At 70.7% G+C, this 17,677-nt stretch carries 16 protein-coding genes and 2 pseudogenes; 6 read left to right on the top strand and 12 right to left on the bottom strand.

Going from position 1 to position 17,677, the window contains the following annotated elements; all coding sequences use genetic code 11:
- Positions 1-5: 5 nt before the first annotated feature.
- The 3 genes from ybeY to GR130_RS06585 all read right to left on the bottom strand — a co-directional run bounded on the left by ybeY (position 6) and on the right by GR130_RS06585 (position 2,881).
- Positions 6-503, bottom strand: a complete 498-nt coding sequence (ybeY, locus tag GR130_RS06595) for an rRNA maturation RNase YbeY (RefSeq protein ID WP_159503834.1) — start codon at positions 501-503, stop codon at positions 6-8.
- A gap of 39 nt (positions 504-542) precedes the next feature.
- Positions 543-1,547 carry a PhoH family protein gene (locus tag GR130_RS06590; protein ID WP_159503833.1) on the bottom strand — a complete coding sequence of 335 codons (1,005 nt, stop codon included), beginning with the start codon at positions 1,545-1,547 and terminating at the stop codon, positions 543-545.
- A gap of 185 nt (positions 1,548-1,732) precedes the next feature.
- Positions 1,733-2,881, bottom strand: a complete 1,149-nt coding sequence (locus GR130_RS06585; protein WP_159503832.1) for a carbohydrate kinase family protein — start codon at positions 2,879-2,881, stop codon at positions 1,733-1,735.
- A 67-nt stretch (positions 2,882-2,948) separates the two neighbouring features.
- Between GR130_RS06585 and GR130_RS06580 the strand changes: the two genes are divergently transcribed.
- The 3 genes and pseudogenes from GR130_RS06580 to GR130_RS06570 all read left to right on the top strand — a co-directional run.
- Complete coding sequence (locus GR130_RS06580) at positions 2,949-4,304, top strand: family 4 glycosyl hydrolase (RefSeq protein ID WP_159503831.1); 1,356 nt, start codon at positions 2,949-2,951, stop codon at positions 4,302-4,304.
- A 482-nt stretch (positions 4,305-4,786) separates the two neighbouring features.
- Positions 4,787-5,389, top strand: a complete 603-nt coding sequence (locus tag GR130_RS06575; protein ID WP_159503830.1) for a recombinase family protein — start codon at positions 4,787-4,789, stop codon at positions 5,387-5,389.
- A gap of 67 nt (positions 5,390-5,456) precedes the next feature.
- A pseudogene (locus tag GR130_RS06570) lies at positions 5,457-5,750 on the top strand (transposase); the annotation flags it as partial.
- 77 nt (positions 5,751-5,827) lie between these two features.
- On the opposite strand, the gene GR130_RS06565 reads toward GR130_RS06570, so the two are convergent.
- The 3 genes from GR130_RS06565 to uppS form a co-directional block, all read right to left on the bottom strand.
- Positions 5,828-6,769, bottom strand: a complete 942-nt coding sequence (locus tag GR130_RS06565; protein WP_159503829.1) for a MerR family transcriptional regulator — start codon at positions 6,767-6,769, stop codon at positions 5,828-5,830.
- Between the two features lie 96 nt (positions 6,770-6,865).
- The gene (locus GR130_RS06560) at positions 6,866-7,405 is read right to left on the bottom strand and encodes a GNAT family N-acetyltransferase (RefSeq protein WP_159503828.1); all 540 of its coding nucleotides are present in this window, start codon (positions 7,403-7,405) and stop codon (positions 6,866-6,868) included.
- A gap of 16 nt (positions 7,406-7,421) precedes the next feature.
- Complete coding sequence (gene uppS, locus GR130_RS06555; RefSeq protein ID WP_201305150.1) at positions 7,422-8,198, bottom strand: polyprenyl diphosphate synthase; 777 nt, start codon at positions 8,196-8,198, stop codon at positions 7,422-7,424.
- 120 nt (positions 8,199-8,318) lie between these two features.
- Here uppS and GR130_RS06550 point away from each other — a divergent pair, with 120 nt between their 5' ends.
- Positions 8,319-9,362 (top strand): methyltransferase domain-containing protein, encoded by a 1,044-nt coding sequence (locus GR130_RS06550; RefSeq protein WP_159503826.1) that lies wholly within the window; start codon positions 8,319-8,321, stop codon positions 9,360-9,362.
- Here the strand turns inward: GR130_RS06550 and GR130_RS39690 are convergent.
- A pseudogene (locus GR130_RS39690) lies at positions 9,359-10,354 on the bottom strand (Tn3 family transposase); the annotation flags it as partial. The gene GR130_RS06550 and the pseudogene GR130_RS39690 sit on opposite strands and share 4 nt — an antisense overlap.
- On the opposite strand from GR130_RS39690, the gene GR130_RS41760 reads away from it, so the two are divergent.
- Positions 10,290-11,429, top strand: a complete 1,140-nt coding sequence (locus GR130_RS41760) for a hypothetical protein (RefSeq protein ID WP_443043580.1) — start codon at positions 10,290-10,292, stop codon at positions 11,427-11,429. The pseudogene GR130_RS39690 and the gene GR130_RS41760 sit on opposite strands and share 65 nt — an antisense overlap.
- A 27-nt stretch (positions 11,430-11,456) precedes the next feature.
- Here the strand turns inward: GR130_RS41760 and GR130_RS39685 are convergent, their stop codons facing one another.
- From GR130_RS39685 to GR130_RS06530, 4 genes are all read right to left on the bottom strand, one after another.
- Positions 11,457-12,212: a DUF4158 domain-containing protein gene (locus GR130_RS39685; RefSeq protein ID WP_201304815.1), complete on the bottom strand. Its 756-nt coding sequence runs from the start codon at positions 12,210-12,212 to the stop codon at positions 11,457-11,459.
- Between the two features lie 236 nt (positions 12,213-12,448).
- The gene (locus GR130_RS06540; RefSeq protein WP_159503825.1) at positions 12,449-13,072 is read right to left on the bottom strand and encodes an MBL fold metallo-hydrolase; all 624 of its coding nucleotides are present in this window, start codon (positions 13,070-13,072) and stop codon (positions 12,449-12,451) included.
- On the bottom strand, positions 13,072-14,157 hold the full coding sequence (locus GR130_RS06535) for an S-(hydroxymethyl)mycothiol dehydrogenase (protein WP_159503824.1): 1,086 nt from the start codon (positions 14,155-14,157) through the stop codon (positions 13,072-13,074). Before GR130_RS06535 ends, GR130_RS06540 begins: the two co-directional genes overlap by 1 nt.
- A 105-nt stretch (positions 14,158-14,262) precedes the next feature.
- Positions 14,263-15,624 carry an enolase C-terminal domain-like protein gene (locus tag GR130_RS06530; RefSeq protein ID WP_159503823.1) on the bottom strand — a complete coding sequence of 454 codons (1,362 nt, stop codon included), beginning with the start codon at positions 15,622-15,624 and terminating at the stop codon, positions 14,263-14,265.
- A gap of 214 nt (positions 15,625-15,838) precedes the next feature.
- On the opposite strand from GR130_RS06530, the gene GR130_RS06525 reads away from it, so the two are divergent.
- On the top strand, positions 15,839-16,660 hold the full coding sequence (locus GR130_RS06525; RefSeq protein WP_159503822.1) for an HAD family acid phosphatase: 822 nt from the start codon (positions 15,839-15,841) through the stop codon (positions 16,658-16,660).
- 110 nt (positions 16,661-16,770) lie between these two features.
- Here GR130_RS06525 and GR130_RS06520 read toward each other — a convergent pair whose 3' ends face one another.
- Positions 16,771-17,676, bottom strand: coding sequence for a ribonuclease Z (locus GR130_RS06520; protein ID WP_159503821.1), 906 nt, complete (start codon positions 17,674-17,676; stop codon positions 16,771-16,773).
- Position 17,677 lies beyond the last annotated feature (1 nt).

Here is a 17,677-nt window from a genome sequence, read left to right as displayed (position 1 = left end):
CCCCGTCAGGTCACGGTCGGCGCCGGCGAGGGCCCGGTCAGCCCGTGCTCGGCCCGCCAGCCGTCGATGATCGCCGCCTGGAGCCCGAACATCTCGGCCTTCTCGTCCGGCTCCTCGTGGTCGTAGCCGAGCAGGTGGAGCACGCCGTGGACGGTCAGCAGCTGGAGTTCCTCGTCCATGCTGTGCCCCGTCGGGGCCTGCTCGCCCTGCTTCGCGGCGACCTCCGGGCACAGCACGATGTCACCGAGGAGCCCCTGCGGGGGCTCCTCGTCGTCCTTGGCCGGCGGGCGCAGCTCGTCCATCGGGAAGGACATGACATCGGTCGGGCCCGGGAGGTCCATCCACTGGAGGTGGAGCTGCTCCATGGCCTCGGCGTCCACGACGATGACGGACAGCTCGGAGAGCGGGTGGATGCGCATCCGGGCGATGGCATAGCGGGCGACGTCCAGGATCGCCTGCTCGTCGATGTCCGTTCCGGACTCGTTGTTGACGTCGATCGACATGGGGAGGGTGCGTCTCGCTTCTTGATCGCGCAGTGCGGCCTACCGGCCGTTGCGGCTGTCGTACTTCTCGTATGCGTCGACGATACGGCCGACGAGCTTGTGCCGGACGACGTCCTGGCTGGTGAGCAGGGAGAAGTGCACGTCGTCGACGCCGTCCAGGATCTCCCGGACCTGGCGCAGACCGCTCTTCGTGCCGCCCGGGAGGTCGACCTGGGTCACGTCACCGGTGATGACTATCTTCGAGTCGAACCCGAGCCGGGTCAGGAACATCTTCATCTGCTCGGGATTGGTGTTCTGCGCCTCGTCGAGAATGATGAAGGCGTCGTTCAGCGTCCGGCCGCGCATGTACGCCAGCGGCGCCACCTCGATCGTGCCCGCGGCCATCAGGCGCGGGATGGAGTCGGGGTCGAGCATGTCGTGCAGCGCGTCGTAGAGCGGGCGCAGATACGGGTCGATCTTCTCGTAGAGGGTGCCGGGCAGGAAGCCCAGCCGCTCGCCGGCCTCGACCGCGGGGCGGGTCAGGATGATCCGGTTGACCTGCTTGGCCTGGAGCGCCTGGACGGCCTTGGCCATGGCGAGATAGGTCTTGCCGGTGCCGGCCGGGCCGATGCCGAAGACGATGGTGTGCTGGTCGATGGCGTCGACGTAGCGCTTCTGGTTAAGCGTCTTGGGGCGGATGGTGCGCCCGCGGTTGGAGAGGATGTTCTGGGTGAGCACCTCGGCGGGCGTCTCGCTCACCGCTCCGTTGCCGTCCTCCGCCGCGCGCAGCATGGCGATCGAGCGTTCCACCGCGTCCTCCGTCATCGGTTGTCCGGTGCGGAGCACCAGCATCATCTCGTCGAACAGGCGCTGGACGAGGGCGACTTCCCGGGCGTCGCCGACCGCGCTGATCTCGTTGCCCCGGACGTGGATGTCGGTGGCGGGAAAGGCTTTCTCGATCACGCGCAGCAGCGCGTCTCCGGATCCGAGGACCATGACCATGGGGTGCTTGGCCGGGACCGTGAACTGAGCGCTCGCCTGCGCGTGTGTCGGTGTCTGCGTCATGGGTAGGCCGTGCGGCCTGCTCAACCCCCATCCTTTGCTCATCGCGGGTGCGGTCCCCGGCAGAGCTGCCGAGCTGCCCGCACCGGGCTCCTTGCGCTACCAGAGTACGACGGGGCACCGACAGGCCCGCCGGGATTTCCCGGCGGGAGGAGCGGGGGCGGGGCGGGCGGCGGGTCCGGCGCCGCTCAGGCCGGGCGGCGGAAGCCGATGGTGGGGACCGCGCGGGCCAGCGGCGCCGGCCGGTACGCGGCCGGCAGCACGGCGTCGAGGAACCCGTACTGGCGGCACAGCCCGGCCGCGGCCGGTGTCCCGCAGGCGCGCACCCCCCGCCACCAGGCCGCGATCTCCGCCCAGCCGGGCGCGGAGAGCGAGCCGCCGAACTCCTGCACGGACAGGGCGGCGCTCAGCCCGGCGAAGGCCAGCCGGTCGGCCAGCGGCCACTCCGCGAGGGTGCCGGTGACGAACCCGGCCACGAAGACGTCCCCGGCGCCGGTCGGGTCCAGCGCCTCGACCGCGATACCGGGCACCTCGGCGCTCTCGCCGCTGCGCCCGTCCACCGCGTAGGCGCCCTCCGGGCCGAGCGTGACGACCGCGAGCGGCACGAGGTCGGCGAGCTTGCGGGCGGCGGCCCGCGGACAGCTGGTGCGGGTGTAGCGCATCGCCTCCTCGGCATTGGGGAGGAACGCCTCGCAGTGCTCCAGGTCGGCGAGGTCGGCCGGGTCCCAGCGGCCGCTGTCGTCCCAGCCGACGTCGGCGAAGATCCGGCTGCCGCGGCCCGCCGCGCAGCCCAGCCAGCCCTCCCGGCGGCCGGGGACGAGCGAGGCGATGCAGGCGCGGGACGGCGGCGGGCAGCCGGGGGCGTGCTTGCCGTCGAAGGCGTGCTCCGGAGGCGGCGCCTCGTGGCCGTGCGAGACCATCGTGCGCTCGCCCTCGTAGGCCATGGAGACGGTGACCGGGGAGTGCCAGCCGGGGACCTTGCGGGAGAGCTCCAGGTCGATGCCCTCGCCCTGTTCGAGCGCCTCCCAGCAGTACTCGCCGTACATGTCGTCGCCGAACGCCGCGGCCAGGGAGGTGCGCAGGCCGAGCCGGGCCAGGGCGGTGGCCATGTTGGCGACGCCGCCGGGGCTGGAGCCCATGCCGCGGGCCCAGGACTCGGTGCCGCGGACCGGGGCGGAATCCAGGCCGGTGAAGATGATGTCGAGGAAGACCGTGCCGGTGAGGTAGACATCGGTGCGCGGATCGCCTTCGGCGCGCACCGCGGCCAGCGGATCGAGGCCCGGCGGCACGGCGGCCGGTCCCGCGGGCGGTTGGACATCGCGTCGGCCAGTGCTCACCGCGCTCGCCCCTCTCGTACTCAACTCGTGCCGCCAGTGTGCCCGATGCTGCGGTACGTTCCGCCCCATGAAGCTCTCCATTCTCGGCGGGGGCGGCTTCCGGGTGCCGCTGGTCTACCGCGCGCTGCTGGACGACCCGGCACGCTCCGTCTCCGGGCTGACGCTCTACGACACCGATCCGCGGCGGGTCGCGGTGATCTCCGAGGTGCTGGCGCGGCTGGCCGAGGGCCGCCGCGGAGCGGTACCCGTACGAGTGGCGGACTCCCTGGACGCCGCGCTGACCGGAGCCGACTTCGTCTTCTCCGCGATACGGGTCGGCGGGACCGCCGGCCGGATCCGCGACGAGCGGATCCCGATGTCGGAGGGCGTGCTCGGCCAGGAGACGGTCGGCGCGGGCGGGGTGCTCTACGGGCTGCGGACGATCCCGGTGGCAGTGCACATCGCCGAGCGGGTCGCGGCGCTCGCCCCGGGCGCGTGGGTCATCAACTTCACCAACCCCGCGGGCATGATCACCGAGGCGATGTCCCAGGTGCTGGGTGACCGCGTCATCGGGATCTGCGATTCCCCCGTGGGGCTGGTGCGGCGCGCGGCCCGCGCGGCCGGCGCGGACCCGGCGGCGCTGTCCGACCCGGCGCGGTCCCGCTACGACTACGTGGGGCTCAACCACCTCGGCTGGCTGCGGTCGTTGACCCTCGACGGCACCGATCTGCTGCCCGGCCTGCTGGCCGACGAGGCGGCCCTGGGCTCCTTCGAGGAGGGCCGGCTCTTCGGCGCCGACTGGCTGCGCACCCTGGGCTCACTGCCCAACGAGTACCTCCACTACTACTACTTCCGCCGCGAGACCCTGCACTCCGTACGGGACACCGACCAGACCCGCGGCGAGTTCCTCGACCGGCAGCAGGGCTCCTTCTTCGAGCGGGCCGCCGCGGCCGGCTCCCCGGACGCGGCGTACGAGCTGTGGGAGCGGACCCGGCTGGAGCGCGAGGAGACATACATGGCGCACAGCCGGGAGGCGAGCGGCGGCTGGCAGCGCGACAGCCACGACCTGGAGGGGGGCGGCTACGACCGGGTGGCGCTGGCCCTGATGCACGCCCTCGTCCACGACACCGGCCGACGGCTGATCCTCAACGTCCGCAACGGCACGACGGTGCCGCAGCTGGCGCCGGACGCGATCGTGGAGACGGTGTGCGAGGTGGGCGCCGAGGGGGCCCGCCCGCTGCCCTGCGCGCCGCTGCGCGAGGACCAGTTGGGGCTGATGCTCCAGGTCAAGGCGGTGGAGCGGGCGACGGTGGAGGCCGCGGTGTTCAAGGACCGCTCCGCGGCGCTGCGCGCGCTGGCGCTGCACCCGCTGGTGGACTCGCCGGCGGTGGCCGCCCGCATCCTGGAGCGGGCGGCCGAAGGGGCGGACACGGCGGGGGCGTGACTCCGGGGGCATCTCCGCAGGGGCGTGACTCCGGGGGCATCTCCGCAGGGGCGTGGCTCCGGGGGCATCTCCGGAGGGGCGTGGCTCCGGGAGGCGCGGCGCCGGGAAGGTACGGCACGCGGGCGCCCCGCCGTGCCGCACCCCCGGGAATCCCCGCCGCCTCCGCCGCGTTGTGGCCCCGCAGGGGGCCCTCTCGCCCCCTACGGGGCTCTGCACTCCCGAAGCTGCCATGAAGCGACAAGTAGCTCTGCGTGACGATCGTTACCGGATGCGTCCGGCGCTCGGCCCAGCTCCATCGGAGGGCACCAACTGCTGACCGCATCTTTGGTCGATCCGGCCATGCGACAGGCTGATCTTCAGTGTCGGGAAACGATCGTCTGCCGACACTGAGCGCCGCGATCAGGAACCCGCAGGTGAGTAGTGTCGACAACTCGCGTCGACAATCAACACCGATGAACGGTCCGGCCGATAGATTCCGACACATGCTCATCGGCTACGCGCGGGTCTCCACCGCCGACCAGAACCCCGATCATCAGATCGATGCGCTACTCCGCCACGGAGTCGACCGCGGCAACATCCACCTCGACAAGGCAAGCGGCGCGAAGGCGTCCCGACCGAAGCTCGATCTCGTCCTCCAACTGTTGCGTGAGGGCGACACGCTGAAGGTCACCCGGCTCGACCGGCTCTCCCGCTCCGTGCTGCATCTGGTGACCCTCGGCGCTGACCTGCGCGAGCGCGGGATCGGGCTGCACGTCATCGAGCAGGGCATCGACACCTCCACGATGGAGGGCCGGGCGATGTTCGGGATGCTGTCCGTGCTAGCCGAGCTCCAGCGTGAACTGATCGTGGCGAACACCAACGACGGTCTCGCCTCCGCGCGGGCCCGCGGCCGGGTCGGCGGGCGCCGACCGAAGCTCACCGAGGACCAGTCCGCGCTCGCCCAACGGCTCTACGACGAGCGGGAGAAAACCGTCCAGCAGATCGCCGACATGTTCGGCGTGCCCCGGTCGACGGTGTATGGCCACCTCGACTCGACCACGACCGTGCCCCGCCAACCCAAGAAGACCACGCCCACGAAGCCCTGAGCGCTACTTTGCGGCGGGGCAGAGACATGAGTCCGGGGCCGTCCGCACTGTCGAGCAGGCAGCGACCTTCGCCAAGCTGTACGGCGCGAAGTTCCCCAAGGCCGTCAAGAAGATCACCGACGACCAGGATGTGCTGCTGGAGTTCTTCGACTACCCGGCCGAGCACTGGATCCACCTGCGGACCACCAACCCGATCGAGTCGGCCTTCGCCACCGTCCGGCTGCGCACGAAGGTCACCAAGGGCGCCGGCTCCCGCGCCGCTGGCCTCGCCATGGTCTTCAAGCTCGTCGAGTCCGCCCAGGCCCGCTGGCGGGCCGTCAACGGCGCCCACCTTGTCCCCTTGGTCCGCGCCGGAGCTTTGAGCACGGCCTGCTGGTCGAACACGACCGGGCGATGGTGTCATGACCGGTCCGGCCGCGCCACGTCGCGACCGGCCTGCTACCCCGGTATCCGGGCACCCAATGCCTGGATGAACCAGTCGGACGCTGGCGCCACGCTTTCCGGGGCCGACCAGCCGTTGATCACTGCGAGCAGCTGAAGGTAGCGCTCCCTGCGAGGGTCGTTCGCGGTCTCCAGCCGGGTCAACAGCCGGCGCCGAAGGTCGACATCGTCGGGACGCCCCATGGCGTGCGCGTACTGAGTCATGACCGCCGCAATGACCCGATCGGCCTGGAGCGAGCCCGGGTCGATGCCGGCTGCCAGGGCTGGGCCGACCTGGTCAAGGACGGCTGCGGCAGGGTCGCGGCGCGGGCACGTGGTGCTGACCTGAGCATGATCGGCCACATAGTGCTCGGCCATGCGCCGCATGCCGGCGCGGAAGTCCGGGTCCTGGGACAGCTCGGCCAGCTCCACCCACGCCTCGACCTGCTCGGCCTCGGGGGTGTCGGGCAGTTCGGGAGTCATCGACCGCGTGATCCCCCCGAATTCGGGGTTGGCGTCTAGTAGGCCGCTGAAGGCGGTGTCGAGGAAGTCGCCGATCAGACGTCGACGTTCGTCCTCGGAGAGCTTGGCCAGCTTGTGCATGAGATCCATCTCCTCAGGGGTGGACCCGCGCTTGGCTACCGCCGTCAGTACCGCGCGCCGCAGGCGCAGCATTCGGATCTGCACCGCCAGTGCTTCGGAGTGCGCCGCGGCGACCTCGGGAAGCGAGATCTCCCGGTCCAAGACCTTCCGGATGGTAGGGAGGTCCAGTCCCAGGTCGCGCAGCGTCCGCACGAGGTCCAAACGTGCGACGGCGTCGATGCCGTAGAGGCGGTAGCCGGCCGGGCTACGGTCAGTCGGCGGCACGATCCCGCAGTCGGAGTAGAACCGAATGGCCTTGACCGTCAGACCGGTCCGCCGGGCCAGATCGCCGATCGGGTAGAGCGTGTCGCCGTCCATACCCTCACCCTCCCGCCTCCCCTTAGAGGAGACTCAAGCTCAACCGCCTGCCAGCAGCAAACCACCCCTCAGCCACAGGTCTTGACAATTCCTCTCTCAGCCGGACGGGGTTACCGGGGACCGCAGACCGAGCCACTGCTCGGCATCCCAGGCCTGGTACCGCTCTACCTCGGTGAACCCCAGCTTTGCCGCGAGGCGCATCGAGCCGACGTTGGCGGTCTGGGTGGCGAGCACCACCGGCTCACCGGGAAGGACGCCGTCGAACCAGTCAAGTGCCGCCGCGCACGACTCGGCGGCATACCCGAATCCCCACGCCCCGGGCAGGAACAGGTAGCCGAGATCGGCCTTCCCCGCAGCAGCCGGGCGACGGTGCTCCGATGCTCTCCTGAGCAGGATCTGGCCGATCATCACCCCGTCGAGATCAACGACGAAACTCCCCGGCCACCGCTCGGGCACCTCGGGCATCTCGCGCTCAAGCTCGTCACGCGGCCGGGGGCCGCCGAGGTAGGTGTGCACCTCTGGCGACGCCAGCAGCTCGACGAACGCCGCACGGTCCCGGGCCTCGGGCTCACGGAGCACGAGCCGCTCGGTCCGTATCGGCGCAGGAGGCCAGGCGACGTTTCCAAGATCAGTCATGGCGGGCTGCCTCTTCTCAGGCGCCGTAGCGGCGCTGTCGGGCGGCGTACGCGCGTACGGCACGCAGGAAGTCGACTTCACGGAACGCCGGCCAGTACGCCTCGCAGAAGTACAGCTCCGAGTACGCGCTCTGCCACAGCAGGAAGTTCGACATGCGCTGCTCTCCGCTGGTGCGGATGACGAGGTCTGGGTCCGGCTGGCCTGCGGTGTACAGGTGGCGGGCGATGTCGTCCGCGGTCAGGTGGGCGGCTAGGTCCCGCATCGACCTGTCGGTCTCCGCCTGCTCGTACAGCAGATCCCGCATGGCGTCCACGAGTTCCTGGCGGCCGCCGTAGCCGACGGCGAGGGTTACGTGTGCCCCGGTGGTGCAATCCCGGGTGGCCTCGACCGCCTCTTTGAGGGCGTGGGCAGTGGTGTCGGGCAGCGTGTCGAGTGCGCCGGCGACATGTACCTGCCAGCGCGGCAGCGGCCTGGCGAGGTGCCGGGTCAGGACTTCCTCGATCACCTGCATCAGGAAGGCGACCTCGGCGTCATCGCGACGTTGGAGATTCTCTGCGGAGCAGACGAACACGGTGACATGCCTGATCTGGAGGGCCTCGCACCAGGACAGCACGTTCTCTACGTGCTCGGCACCGTACTTGTGGCCGAGGCTCGGGTTACCGATGCCTCGCTGGCGAGCCCATCGGCGGTTGCCATCCATGATCAGGCCGATGTGCCTGGGCAGCTCCCCGCCCTGGAGTTGTCGGCGAAGCCGGCGGGTGTACAGGGCGTAGAGGGGGTCGGTGACGCGCAACATCGAAGCCTTTCGAGTCGGGGTCGACAGCCACTGGCCAGCCGCAGCGTGCATACTAAGAAGTAATAGCACGCGTCGCGTGTTATTGGGGAGTCCACTGTTCACCGCCCGGGAGCGCCAGTGCGTACCAACGACGCCCAGATGCTTGTCCTGTCTGCGCTGGCGGACGGTCCACTGCACGGCTATGCCGTCAACACCGCAATCGAGCGGATGACCGGCGAGAGACTCGGCCGCGGCAGCCTGTCCAGCGCGCTGACACGGCTGCGCGGCAAGGGATTGATCGAGTATCTGGAGGGAGAGGGCAGGCGACGCCCGATGCGCCTGACCTTTGCCGGCCGCGAGATGCTCAAAGGCGAAATCGAAGCCCTTGCCCATGTCGCAGGGCGCATCTTCGAGACCGTGATCCCCGACAAGATCGCCTACCAGGATCGGCTCGCCACCACCGATCTCACGCACTCCTACAAGCAGGCCGTACTCGACGCGCTGGCCATCCAACCAGGCCACCTTGTCCTGGACCTGGGCTGCGGCCCGGGCACCGACCTCGGTGCGCTGGCACGCGCAGCAGCACCCGCAGGGCTGGTTCTAGGAGTCGACTCCGACCCTCAGATGGCCCGTCAGGCGCTGACTCGAATCGCCGGCATGCCAAACGCCGATGTGCTGATGGCCGACGTGCACGCGCTGCCGCTTCCCCCGTGCTCTGCGGATCGGGTACGCACCGACCGTGTGCTCCAACACGTTGCCGATGTTCCCGGGGTTCTGGCGGAGGCACGGCGGGTCCTGCGCCCTGGCGGCCGCCTCGTCATGGCCGAGCCCGACTGGGACTCGCTCGCCGTCGACCACCCGGACCTGGACGTCGCCCGGGCGTACACCCGCCATCTCACCGACCGGATCGTGCGCAATGCCGTCGTCGGGCGGCAGCTGCCTCGACTGGCCGAGCAAGCAGGATTCGCCGTCACGTCAGTCGTCCCGGTCACCTCGGTCTTTCGCGAAGTCCGTGCCGCCGACCAGGTTCTCGGTCTCCAACGCAACACCGAGCGCGCCGTGGCCGCCGGCTATCTCACCCGTCGGCAGGCCGACGGGTGGCTGGACCACCTCGTACGGAGTCCGTTCTTTGCTGCGGTGACGCTCTATGTGGTCACGGCGGAGGCCCCCGCGCAGACCTAACCCGCCTCGGCGCTTCTGGTCGCCTCCGCGCGCCCGTCATGCGACGCGCGCTGCCCCGGAATGGTCACCTTGGCCAGGTCGAGCCGGTTGCTCATGTCGAGCTCGAACCGACCGCAGGGGTTGACGTGGGTCCAGAACAGCGGGGACCGTGCCCGCCGGTCGGCGTCGGTGAGCCTGTCGGTCCACTTCGGTTCGGCCAGTACCTCCTGCAGCAGCAGGGTGTTGACGCGGACCAGGGCGGCCTGCAGCAGGTGCAGGGCGAGCATCGAGATCTCCTGGCTCTGCCGGTCCGGGCCGGTCAGGTCGCCGTCCTTGCCGTAGAACAGGTCGTGGTTGGCGGAGTTCCAGTTCTCCACCACCTGCAGTCCCTCGTGGATCTCCCGCCGCAGCTCGGGATCGGCCAGGTAGTCGCAGATGAATGCCGTCCGCACCGCCCGGCGCAGTTCCTCGATCGCCCGGTAGGTCGGGTGCTTCGGGCCGCCGCGGGTGAAGCGGCGGAGCACTTGCTCGGCCTCCACCGTGCCCAAGCGCAGGGCGGTGGTGTACTTGACGATCTGGTCGTACTGCTGGCGGATCAGCTCCCAGTCGATCGTCTTGCTGGACAGCACCGGCGCCAGGTGCGGCCAGGTGTCGTCCTCGCCGGCGGCCGCCCGGTACAGCCGCGCCGAGCCCACGTTCTTCAGCCTCGGCAGCAGGTTGAACCCCAGCATGCGCGAGAACGCGAACCCGACGATGGACGCGCCGTGGGTGTCGGTGTACTGCCGGTCGACCACCATCTCGGTGCAGTGCCGCAGCACGCCCTCGGTCATCGCCGCGACTTCGGAGGCCGAGCAGTTCTTCAGCTGCGAGTAGATGCACACCGACTTCCGCTCGACGTGCCAGTAGATCCGCACCCCCGGTCCCCGGTACCGCTGGTGCCACTCCGTCATGAAGTTGCTCGACCAGGAGCCGAACTTCTTGCTGTCCGAGGCGCATGAGGTGCCCTCGCCCCAGCGCGAACAGCACCAGCAGCAGCCGGCGCCGCAGCACCTCCCTGGGCAGGGCTTCCCGGGACGCGACCGAGGTGAACTCGCCAGTGAAGCCGGTGACGAACTCGGCCTCCTTGAGGATGTCGATCAGGTCGAACGTCCCCCAACGCCTCTCGATCTCGGCCTTCAGGGCGACCAGGTTCTCCGGCTCCTCCTGCTTGCCCAGCGGGGAGACCTTGATCCACGACTCGCCGTGCTTGCGGGTGATCTCCACCCCGCCCGTGGTGCCCAGCTCCAACGCGGTGTCGAACCGGGTCAGAGCCTCCCGGAGCTTCTTCTGCAGGGCGTCGATGAACTCACCCGGGTCCAGCGGCTGGCGGATCGCCCCGTAGTGCACGTCCCGGCTGTCCTCGAAGTCCGGCGGCAGGTCGTCCTCCGGGTTGCGCCAGCGGCTCGCGCCGGCCACCCAGATCTCCCGGAGCCGCAGAGCGTCCCGCAGCGAGACGAGCGCGCACAGCTCGTACGGGATGCGCTCCACCCGGCCTTTGTCGTCCACCACCGCCGCCCGCCAATGCTCGGGCACCACCCCGTCCAGCGGGATGCGCTCGGCCTCGTCGAAGTACGCCCCGTCCTTGATCGGCTGGTCCAGGTACCGCTTGAGCAAGGCGATCGCGTCCATCACCGGCCGGTAGGCGGTGTTGTTGCACTGCAGCTCCAGCACCGACAGCAGCGGCGAGAGCATCCGCCGCCAGTGGTTGGAGTACGACGACGGCAGCACTGTACGGATACGCGCCTTGTACCGGGCCTCGTTCGCCGCCGCCTCCGCCGCCAGCGCCTTCAGCGTCTTCTCGCCGACCACCGGAAAGATGACCTTGCGGACCGTACCGCCCGGCTCGGCCAGCGCCGCCTCCGCGACCCGCAACATCATCCCCTCCTTGCCGCGGACCTTCTTCAACTCCTTGATGAACTCGCCTTCGACCTTCTTCTCCGCCCGCGTGTTGATCTTCTGCACCAGCTGAATGAACAGGTCCACCAGCGAATCGGCGATCTCCGTCTGCCGCACGTGGCACAGCGTCGCCAGCAGCGTGTACCGCACTGAGTCGCCGGCCACCAGCAGGTCGGACGGCTACTCCTTCGCGGCCCGCGCCCGCCACGCGGACACCAGCTTCTCCGAGACGTCCCCGAACAGCTCAGGCGGCAGCTCCAGCTGACGCACCCGCTGGAGCTTGTTCACCTCCGTCAGCAGACTCTCCAGGCCGAGCGCGCCGGGGTCCGCCTTCAGCTCGGCGAAGAACGTCCGTCCGCCGCCCACGCTGCCCTCGCCGTCGTCCTCGGCGACCAGGTCGTCCAGCCGCGAGCGCGTCACCGCCGACAGCCGGTCCGTCGTCGTCCGGCAGAACCGCTCCTCGAAGGTGTTCACCGCCGACGCCACCAGCCGGGTCACCTTCGCCGGCGCAGGCGGCTCCAGCCGGTCCTTGCGGCACCGGGCAACCACCGCCTCCGCCAGCCGTTCCCGGGACAGCTCCACCCCGCACAGCTCCCCGGCCAGCCACTCCGCGAGCTGGGCTTGGTCCTCCACCGTGCACTCGCGGAACCCGAACACAGCCCGGATCTCCATCCGGTGGCGGCTGATCGCCCGGCTCGCCCAGTCGTACGCGGCGAACTCCTCCGGAGCCACCTTCACCTGCTGAGCCACGTATGCCACCGCCGACGCCGGGATCTCCGAGACGTTCTCCGGGAACCGGGCCTCCACCTCGAAGAACTTCAGCAACAGCGCGAACCCCAGGCGGTTCGCCCCGGACTTGTTCCGCAGCCGCTTCTCGTCGTCGTCCAACAACGTCCAGACCTCGATCAGGTCCTCCGGCTCCCAGTCCTGACGCACGCTCAACCCCTTTCCGATCACCACGAACGCCACCAAGGTGACGGGTCCACATCAGAGAAGGGACGAAAACGACCGAAGCCAGGACAACCAGACCCCGAATCGGCTACAGAGAGCTACTTGTCACTTCGCGGCAGCTTCGGGAGCACAGGGCCTACGGGATCTGTTCGCCCGCCCCCTAGGTGCAGGGGCGGGGCCCGGGCCCGCGGCGCGGGCCCGGGCCTGCGCGAACGACACGCCTAGCGGCTGCGCCACTCCGGCAGGTGCGGGGCCTCCTCCCCGATGGTGGTCGAGTCGCCGTGCCCGGTCCGTACGACGGTGTCCGGCGGCAGCGTCAGCAGCCGGTCCCGGATCGAGGCGATGATGGTCGGGAAGTCGGAGAACGACCGTCCGGTGGCGCCGGGGCCGCCCCGGAAGAGGGTGTCCCCGGTGAAGACGGTGCCCAGGTCCGGGGCGTACAGGCAGACCGCGCCGGGGGCGTGTCCCGGGGTGTGCAGCACCGTCAGGTCGACCCCGGCGATGGTCAGCACCTGGCCGTCCGTCAACTCCACGTCCGGCGGGGTGTCCGGGTGGGTCTGCTTCCACAGCGGCAGGTCGTCGGGGTGCAGATGGATCCGGGCGCCGGTGCGGCTCGCCAGCGCCGGGGCCGCGTCGATGTGGTCGTTGTGGGCGTGGGTGCAGATGATCGCCCGCAGCGTCCGCCCGTCGAGGGCTTCGAGGATGGCGTCGGCGTCGTGGGCGGCGTCGATGACCACCGCCTCCCCGCCGTCGCCCACGATCCACACGTTGTTGTCGACGTCCCAGGTGCCCCCGTCCAGGGAGAACGTGCCCGACGTCACGAGGTGATCGATGCGGGCGGTCATCACAGCACCACCACCGAACGCAGCACGTCGCCCGCGTGCATCCGCGTGAACGCCTGCTCCACGTCGTCGATCCCGATCGTCTCGGTGACGAACGCGCCGAGGTCGATCCGGCCCTGCTGGTGCAGGTCGATCAGCATCGGGAAGTCCCGGGACGGCAGGCAGTCGCCGTACCAGGAGGACTTGAGGGCGCCGCCGCGGCCGAAGACGTCCAGGAGGGGGAGCTCCAGCGTCATCTCCGGGGTCGGCACGCCCACCAGGACGACGGTCCCGGCCAGGTCGCGGGCGTAGAACGCCTGCCGGTAGGTCTCCGGTCGGCCGACCGCCTCGATGACGACGTCGGCCCCGAAACCGCCGGTCAGCTCGCGGATCGCGTCGACGGGGTCGGCGGTGCGGGAGTTGACGGTGTGGGTGGCGCCCATCGACTTCGCGGTGTCCAGCTTGCGGTCGTCGATGTCCACCGCGATGATCCGCGACGCCCCGGCCAGCCGCGCCCCGACGACCGCCGCGTCGCCGACCCCGCCGCAGCCGATGACCGCGACCGCGTCGCCGCGCCCGACGCCGCCGGTGTTGATCGCGGCGCCGATACCGGCCATCACGCCGCATCCCAGGAGCCCCGCGACGGCCGGCGAGACCGCCGGGTCCACCTTGGTGCACTGGCCCGACGCGACCAGCGTCTTGTCCGCGAACGCCCCGATGCCGAGCGCCGGCGTCAGCTCCGTGCCGTCCTTGAGCGTCATCTTCTGCCGGGCGTTGTGGGTGTCGAAGCAGTACTGCGGCCGGCCGCGCAGACACGCCCGGCAGGCGCCGCACACCGCGCGCCAGTTGAGGACGACGAAGTCGCCGGGCGCGACGTCGGTGACGCCGTCGCCGACCGACTCCACCACGCCGGCCGCCTCGTGCCCGAGCAGGAACGGGAACTCGTCGTTGATCCCGCCCTGCTTGTAGTGCAGGTCGGTGTGGCACACCCCGCACGCCTGGATCTTCACCACGGCCTCGCCGGGCCCCGGATCCGGCACCAGGATCGTCTCCAGCCGGACCGCTTCGTTCTTCCCCGGCGCAACGACGCCGCGCACTTCCTGTGCCATCGGTACCGCCCCTCTTCGAAGATGAAGATCACGTACGGGACCACTGTGGCGTACCGCCACCGCGTCGTGCCACACCGCACGCGGGCGGGCCGGCCACGCCGCGGGTCACCAGCGCGGCACCGCGGGGGCGGTCCAGCCGGGGTCGGCGCGGCGCATCGCGGCGGCGTCGTCGCGGGAGCGGTGGGTGCCGTCGTCGGCCAGCCAGCGGCGGTGCAGGGCGGCGAGCCGGTCGCGGTCGAGGGTGACGCCGAGGCCGGGGGCGTCGCCGACGTCCAGGTGGCCGTCGCGGAAGGCGAGGCGCTCGGTGAGGACGTCCTCGGCCTGCCAGGGGTAGTGGGTGTCGCAGGCGAAGTCCAGGTTGGGCACGGTGGCCGCCACCTGGGTCATGGCGGCCAGGCTGATGCCCAGGTGGGTGTTGGAGTGCATGGACAGGCCGACGCCGAACGTGCGGCACAGGGCGGCGAGTTCCCGGGTGCTGCGCAGCCCGCCCCAGTAGTGGTGGTCGGAGAGGACGACCTGCACGGCGCCGCGGGCGAAGGCTTCGGGGATCTCCTCGAAGGCGGTGACGCACATGTTGGTGGCCAGCGGCACCGGCGTACGGGCCGCCACCCGGGCCATCCGGTCGGTGCCGCTCGCCGGGTCCTCCAAGTATTCCAGGACGTCCTGCAGCGCGTCGGCGACCCGCAGCGAGGTCTCCACCGTCCAGGCGCCGTTGGGGTCGAGGCGCAGCGGCCGCCCGGGGAACGCGGCGGCCAGCGCCCGGATCGCCGCGATCTCCCGGTCCGGCGGGAAGACGCCGCCCTTGAGCTTGAAGGACGTGAAGCCGTGGCGGTCGGCGAACCGTCGGGCCTGGGCGACGATCCCGGCCGGGTCGAGGGCCGCGCCCCAGTCGTCGGGCTCGCCGCGGTCGCCGGGGTGGGCGGCCCAGCGGTAGAAGAGGTAGGCGCTGTACTCCACGCGGTCGCGCACCCGGCCGCCGAGCAGCGCGTGCACCGGCAGGCCGGCGGCGCGGCCCCAGGCGTCGAGGCAGGCGACCTCGAAGCCGGCGAGCACCGAGCGCCGCAGCTTGCCGGCGGTCCGGGCGCCGCGCAGTCCGGCGGCGTCGACGGTGGCGGCGTCGTCGACGGTGGCGACGGTGCCGGAGGTGGCGACTGCATGGACGGTGCCTGCGTCGGTCGCGTCCGGGGAGTCCCCGCACACCCGGTCGGCGAGCGCGGGCAGCCCGTTCAGGTCCGTGACCCTCCGACCGACCAGCGCATCGGCCAACAGACGTGCCGGGCCGAGGTATTCGGTGTCGCCGTAGGTCTCCCCGAGCCCGGTGGCACCGCCCGCGGTGACCACCTCGATGATCAGCCGCGGGGTGTAAGGCTGGTGGACGCCCTGGATGTTCAGCAGCGGCGGGTCGGCGACCAGGACGGGGGTGAGCCGGACCTCGGCGACGGTCAGGTCCTCGGGGGCGGCGGCCATCGGCACTCGTCTCCATATGTAGATGCCGTCCATGGACAGAAATGGAGCGTAGGGAGCACGCTCCAGCAGCGTCAATATCCCTGGCGGGGCGGGGCAGTTGGGCGGCACGCTTCCGCCACCCTTTACCAATGCTTTAATCTTCGCGCGTAGATATACCGATTGAGGCTCTGTTAGACCTACCCGGGACCACCCCCACCTCCCGAAAGAGCCGCGCATGCCCCGTCTCCCCCTCTCCCGCCGCACCCGCCCTGCGCTCTCCCGCCGCACCCGCCTCGCCGGTGCGGTGGTCGCCGCCCTCGCCGCCGGCACCGCGGTGTTCGGAGCCGGCCAGGCGACCGCCGAGCACTCCGTGCCGCGCACCGACAAGGAGATCCCCAACCTCACGCAGGTGCAGGACAAGATCAAGGCGTACTACGGCGACACGGTGACGGCCGACGGCGAGCACTACGCCTCCCCCACCAGCAACTACGCCCGCCAGGTCCGCGGCATAGAGGCCACGGCGCGCACCTACCTGACCGGCGCGCTCGGCAAGCACAAGCCCGCGGGGAAGGCCAGGCCCGCCATCGTCCTGGACATGGACGACACCACGCTGCTGACCTACAACTACGAGCTGAAGGTCGGCTTCAACTTCACCCCGAAGTCCCAGGACGACTACCTGGCGCACACCGACATGGCCCCGGTCTTCGGCATGAACCAGCTCGTCAACTGGGCGCACGAGAAGGGCGCCGAGGTCTTCTTCATCACCGGCCGCAAGGAGGCGCAGCGCGACTGGAGCGTGCGCAACCTCAAGAACGTCGGCTACGACGTGCCGCTGGATCCGGCGCACGTCTTCCTGCGCGACAAGGAGCACCCGCCGGCCTACCTCCCGTGCGGTGCGACCTGCTCGACCGTCGACTTCAAGTCCGGCACCCGCAAGCACATCGCGTCGCTCGGCTACCGCATCGTGGCCAACTTCGGCGACCAGTACAGCGACCTGCTGGGCGGCTCCGCGGACCGCGCCTTCAAGCTGCCGAACCCGATGTACTACCTGCCGTAGGCGGATGTACTACCTGCCGTAAGGCGCATGCACCACCTGCCGTGGGCGCCCGGCCCGGCAGGACATCCGGCCCCCGGCCCCTCCGCTGAGCGTCCGGCCCCGCCGGGCGCTCAGCGCCTCTTGGGGAGCGGCACGCGCAGCAGGTCCCGGGCGATGGTGAGTTCACCGGCGAAGCCCGCCGCGCGCGCCTGGCGCGCGAACTCGTCCGGGTCGGCGTAGCGCTGCGAGAAGTGCGTCAGCACCAGATGCCGCACGTTCGCCTCCGCCGCCACCCGGGCCGCCTGTCCGGCCGTCAGATGCCCGTGGTCCGTGGCCAGTTGGACGTCCTCGTCGAGGAACGTCGACTCGATGACCAGCATGTCCACCCCCTCCGCGAGCGCGTGTACGCCCTCGCACAGCCGGGTGTCCATGACGAACGCGAACCGCTGGCCCGGCCGGAACTCGCTGACCTCGTCGAGGGTCACACCGTTCAGCTCGCCGGCCCGCTGGAGGCGGCCGATGTCCGGTCCGGCGATGCCGCGGTCGGCCAGCAGGTCCGGGAGCATCCGCCGGGCGTCCGGCTCGACCAGGCGGTAGCCGTACGACTCGACCGGGTGCGAGAGCCTGCGCGCCTCCAGGACGTACGACGCCGAGCGGTCCAGCTCGCCGTCCTCGGCGACCGGCCGCTGGGCGATGCGGACCGTCTCCCGGTAGGCGGTGGCATAGCGCAGCCGGTCGAAGAACCGCTCCCCGCTGGCCGGGTAGTGGGCGGTGACCGGATGCGGCACCCGGTCCAGGTTGATCCGCTGGATCACCCCGGCCAGGCCCAGCGAGTGGTCGCCGTGGAAGTGCGTGATGCAGATCCGGTCGATGTCGTGCGCGGCGACCCCGGCCCGCAGCATCTGGCGCTGGGTCCCCTCACCGGGGTCGAAGAGCAGCCCCTGGCCGTCCCACCGCAGCAGATAGCCGTTGTGGTTGCGGTGCCGGGTGGGGACCTGGCTGGCGGTCCCGAGGACGACCAGTTCGCGTACGGACACG

Origin of the sequence: Streptomyces sp. GS7, assembly GCF_009834125.1 — a bacterium.
Lineage (GTDB): Bacteria > Actinomycetota > Actinomycetes > Streptomycetales > Streptomycetaceae > Streptomyces.
Note: the sequence above shows the minus strand (reverse complement) of the source record. Positions and strands in the feature narration are given on the sequence as shown.

What these genes read in the sequence shown, in the direction of transcription:
- ybeY (WP_159503834.1), bottom strand. Translation starts at nt 503, where the DNA reads ATGTCGATCGACGTCAACAACGAGTCCGGAACGGACATCGACGAGCAG.
- GR130_RS06590 (WP_159503833.1), bottom strand. Translation starts at nt 1,547, where the DNA reads ATGACGCAGACACCGACACACGCGCAGGCGAGCGCTCAGTTCACGGTC.
- GR130_RS06580 (WP_159503831.1), top strand. Translation starts at nt 2,949, where the DNA reads ATGAAGCTCTCCATTCTCGGCGGGGGCGGCTTCCGGGTGCCGCTGGTC.
- GR130_RS06575 (WP_159503830.1), top strand. Translation starts at nt 4,787, where the DNA reads ATGCTCATCGGCTACGCGCGGGTCTCCACCGCCGACCAGAACCCCGAT.
- GR130_RS06565 (WP_159503829.1), bottom strand. Translation starts at nt 6,769, where the DNA reads ATGGACGGCGACACGCTCTACCCGATCGGCGATCTGGCCCGGCGGACC.
- GR130_RS06560 (WP_159503828.1), bottom strand. Translation starts at nt 7,405, where the DNA reads ATGACTGATCTTGGAAACGTCGCCTGGCCTCCTGCGCCGATACGGACC.
- GR130_RS41760 (WP_443043580.1), top strand. Translation starts at nt 10,290, where the DNA reads ATGAAGTTGCTCGACCAGGAGCCGAACTTCTTGCTGTCCGAGGCGCAT.
- GR130_RS06540 (WP_159503825.1), bottom strand. Translation starts at nt 13,072, where the DNA reads ATGACCGCCCGCATCGATCACCTCGTGACGTCGGGCACGTTCTCCCTG.
- GR130_RS06535 (WP_159503824.1), bottom strand. Translation starts at nt 14,157, where the DNA reads ATGGCACAGGAAGTGCGCGGCGTCGTTGCGCCGGGGAAGAACGAAGCG.
- GR130_RS06530 (WP_159503823.1), bottom strand. Translation starts at nt 15,624, where the DNA reads ATGGCCGCCGCCCCCGAGGACCTGACCGTCGCCGAGGTCCGGCTCACC.
- GR130_RS06525 (WP_159503822.1), top strand. Translation starts at nt 15,839, where the DNA reads ATGCCCCGTCTCCCCCTCTCCCGCCGCACCCGCCCTGCGCTCTCCCGC.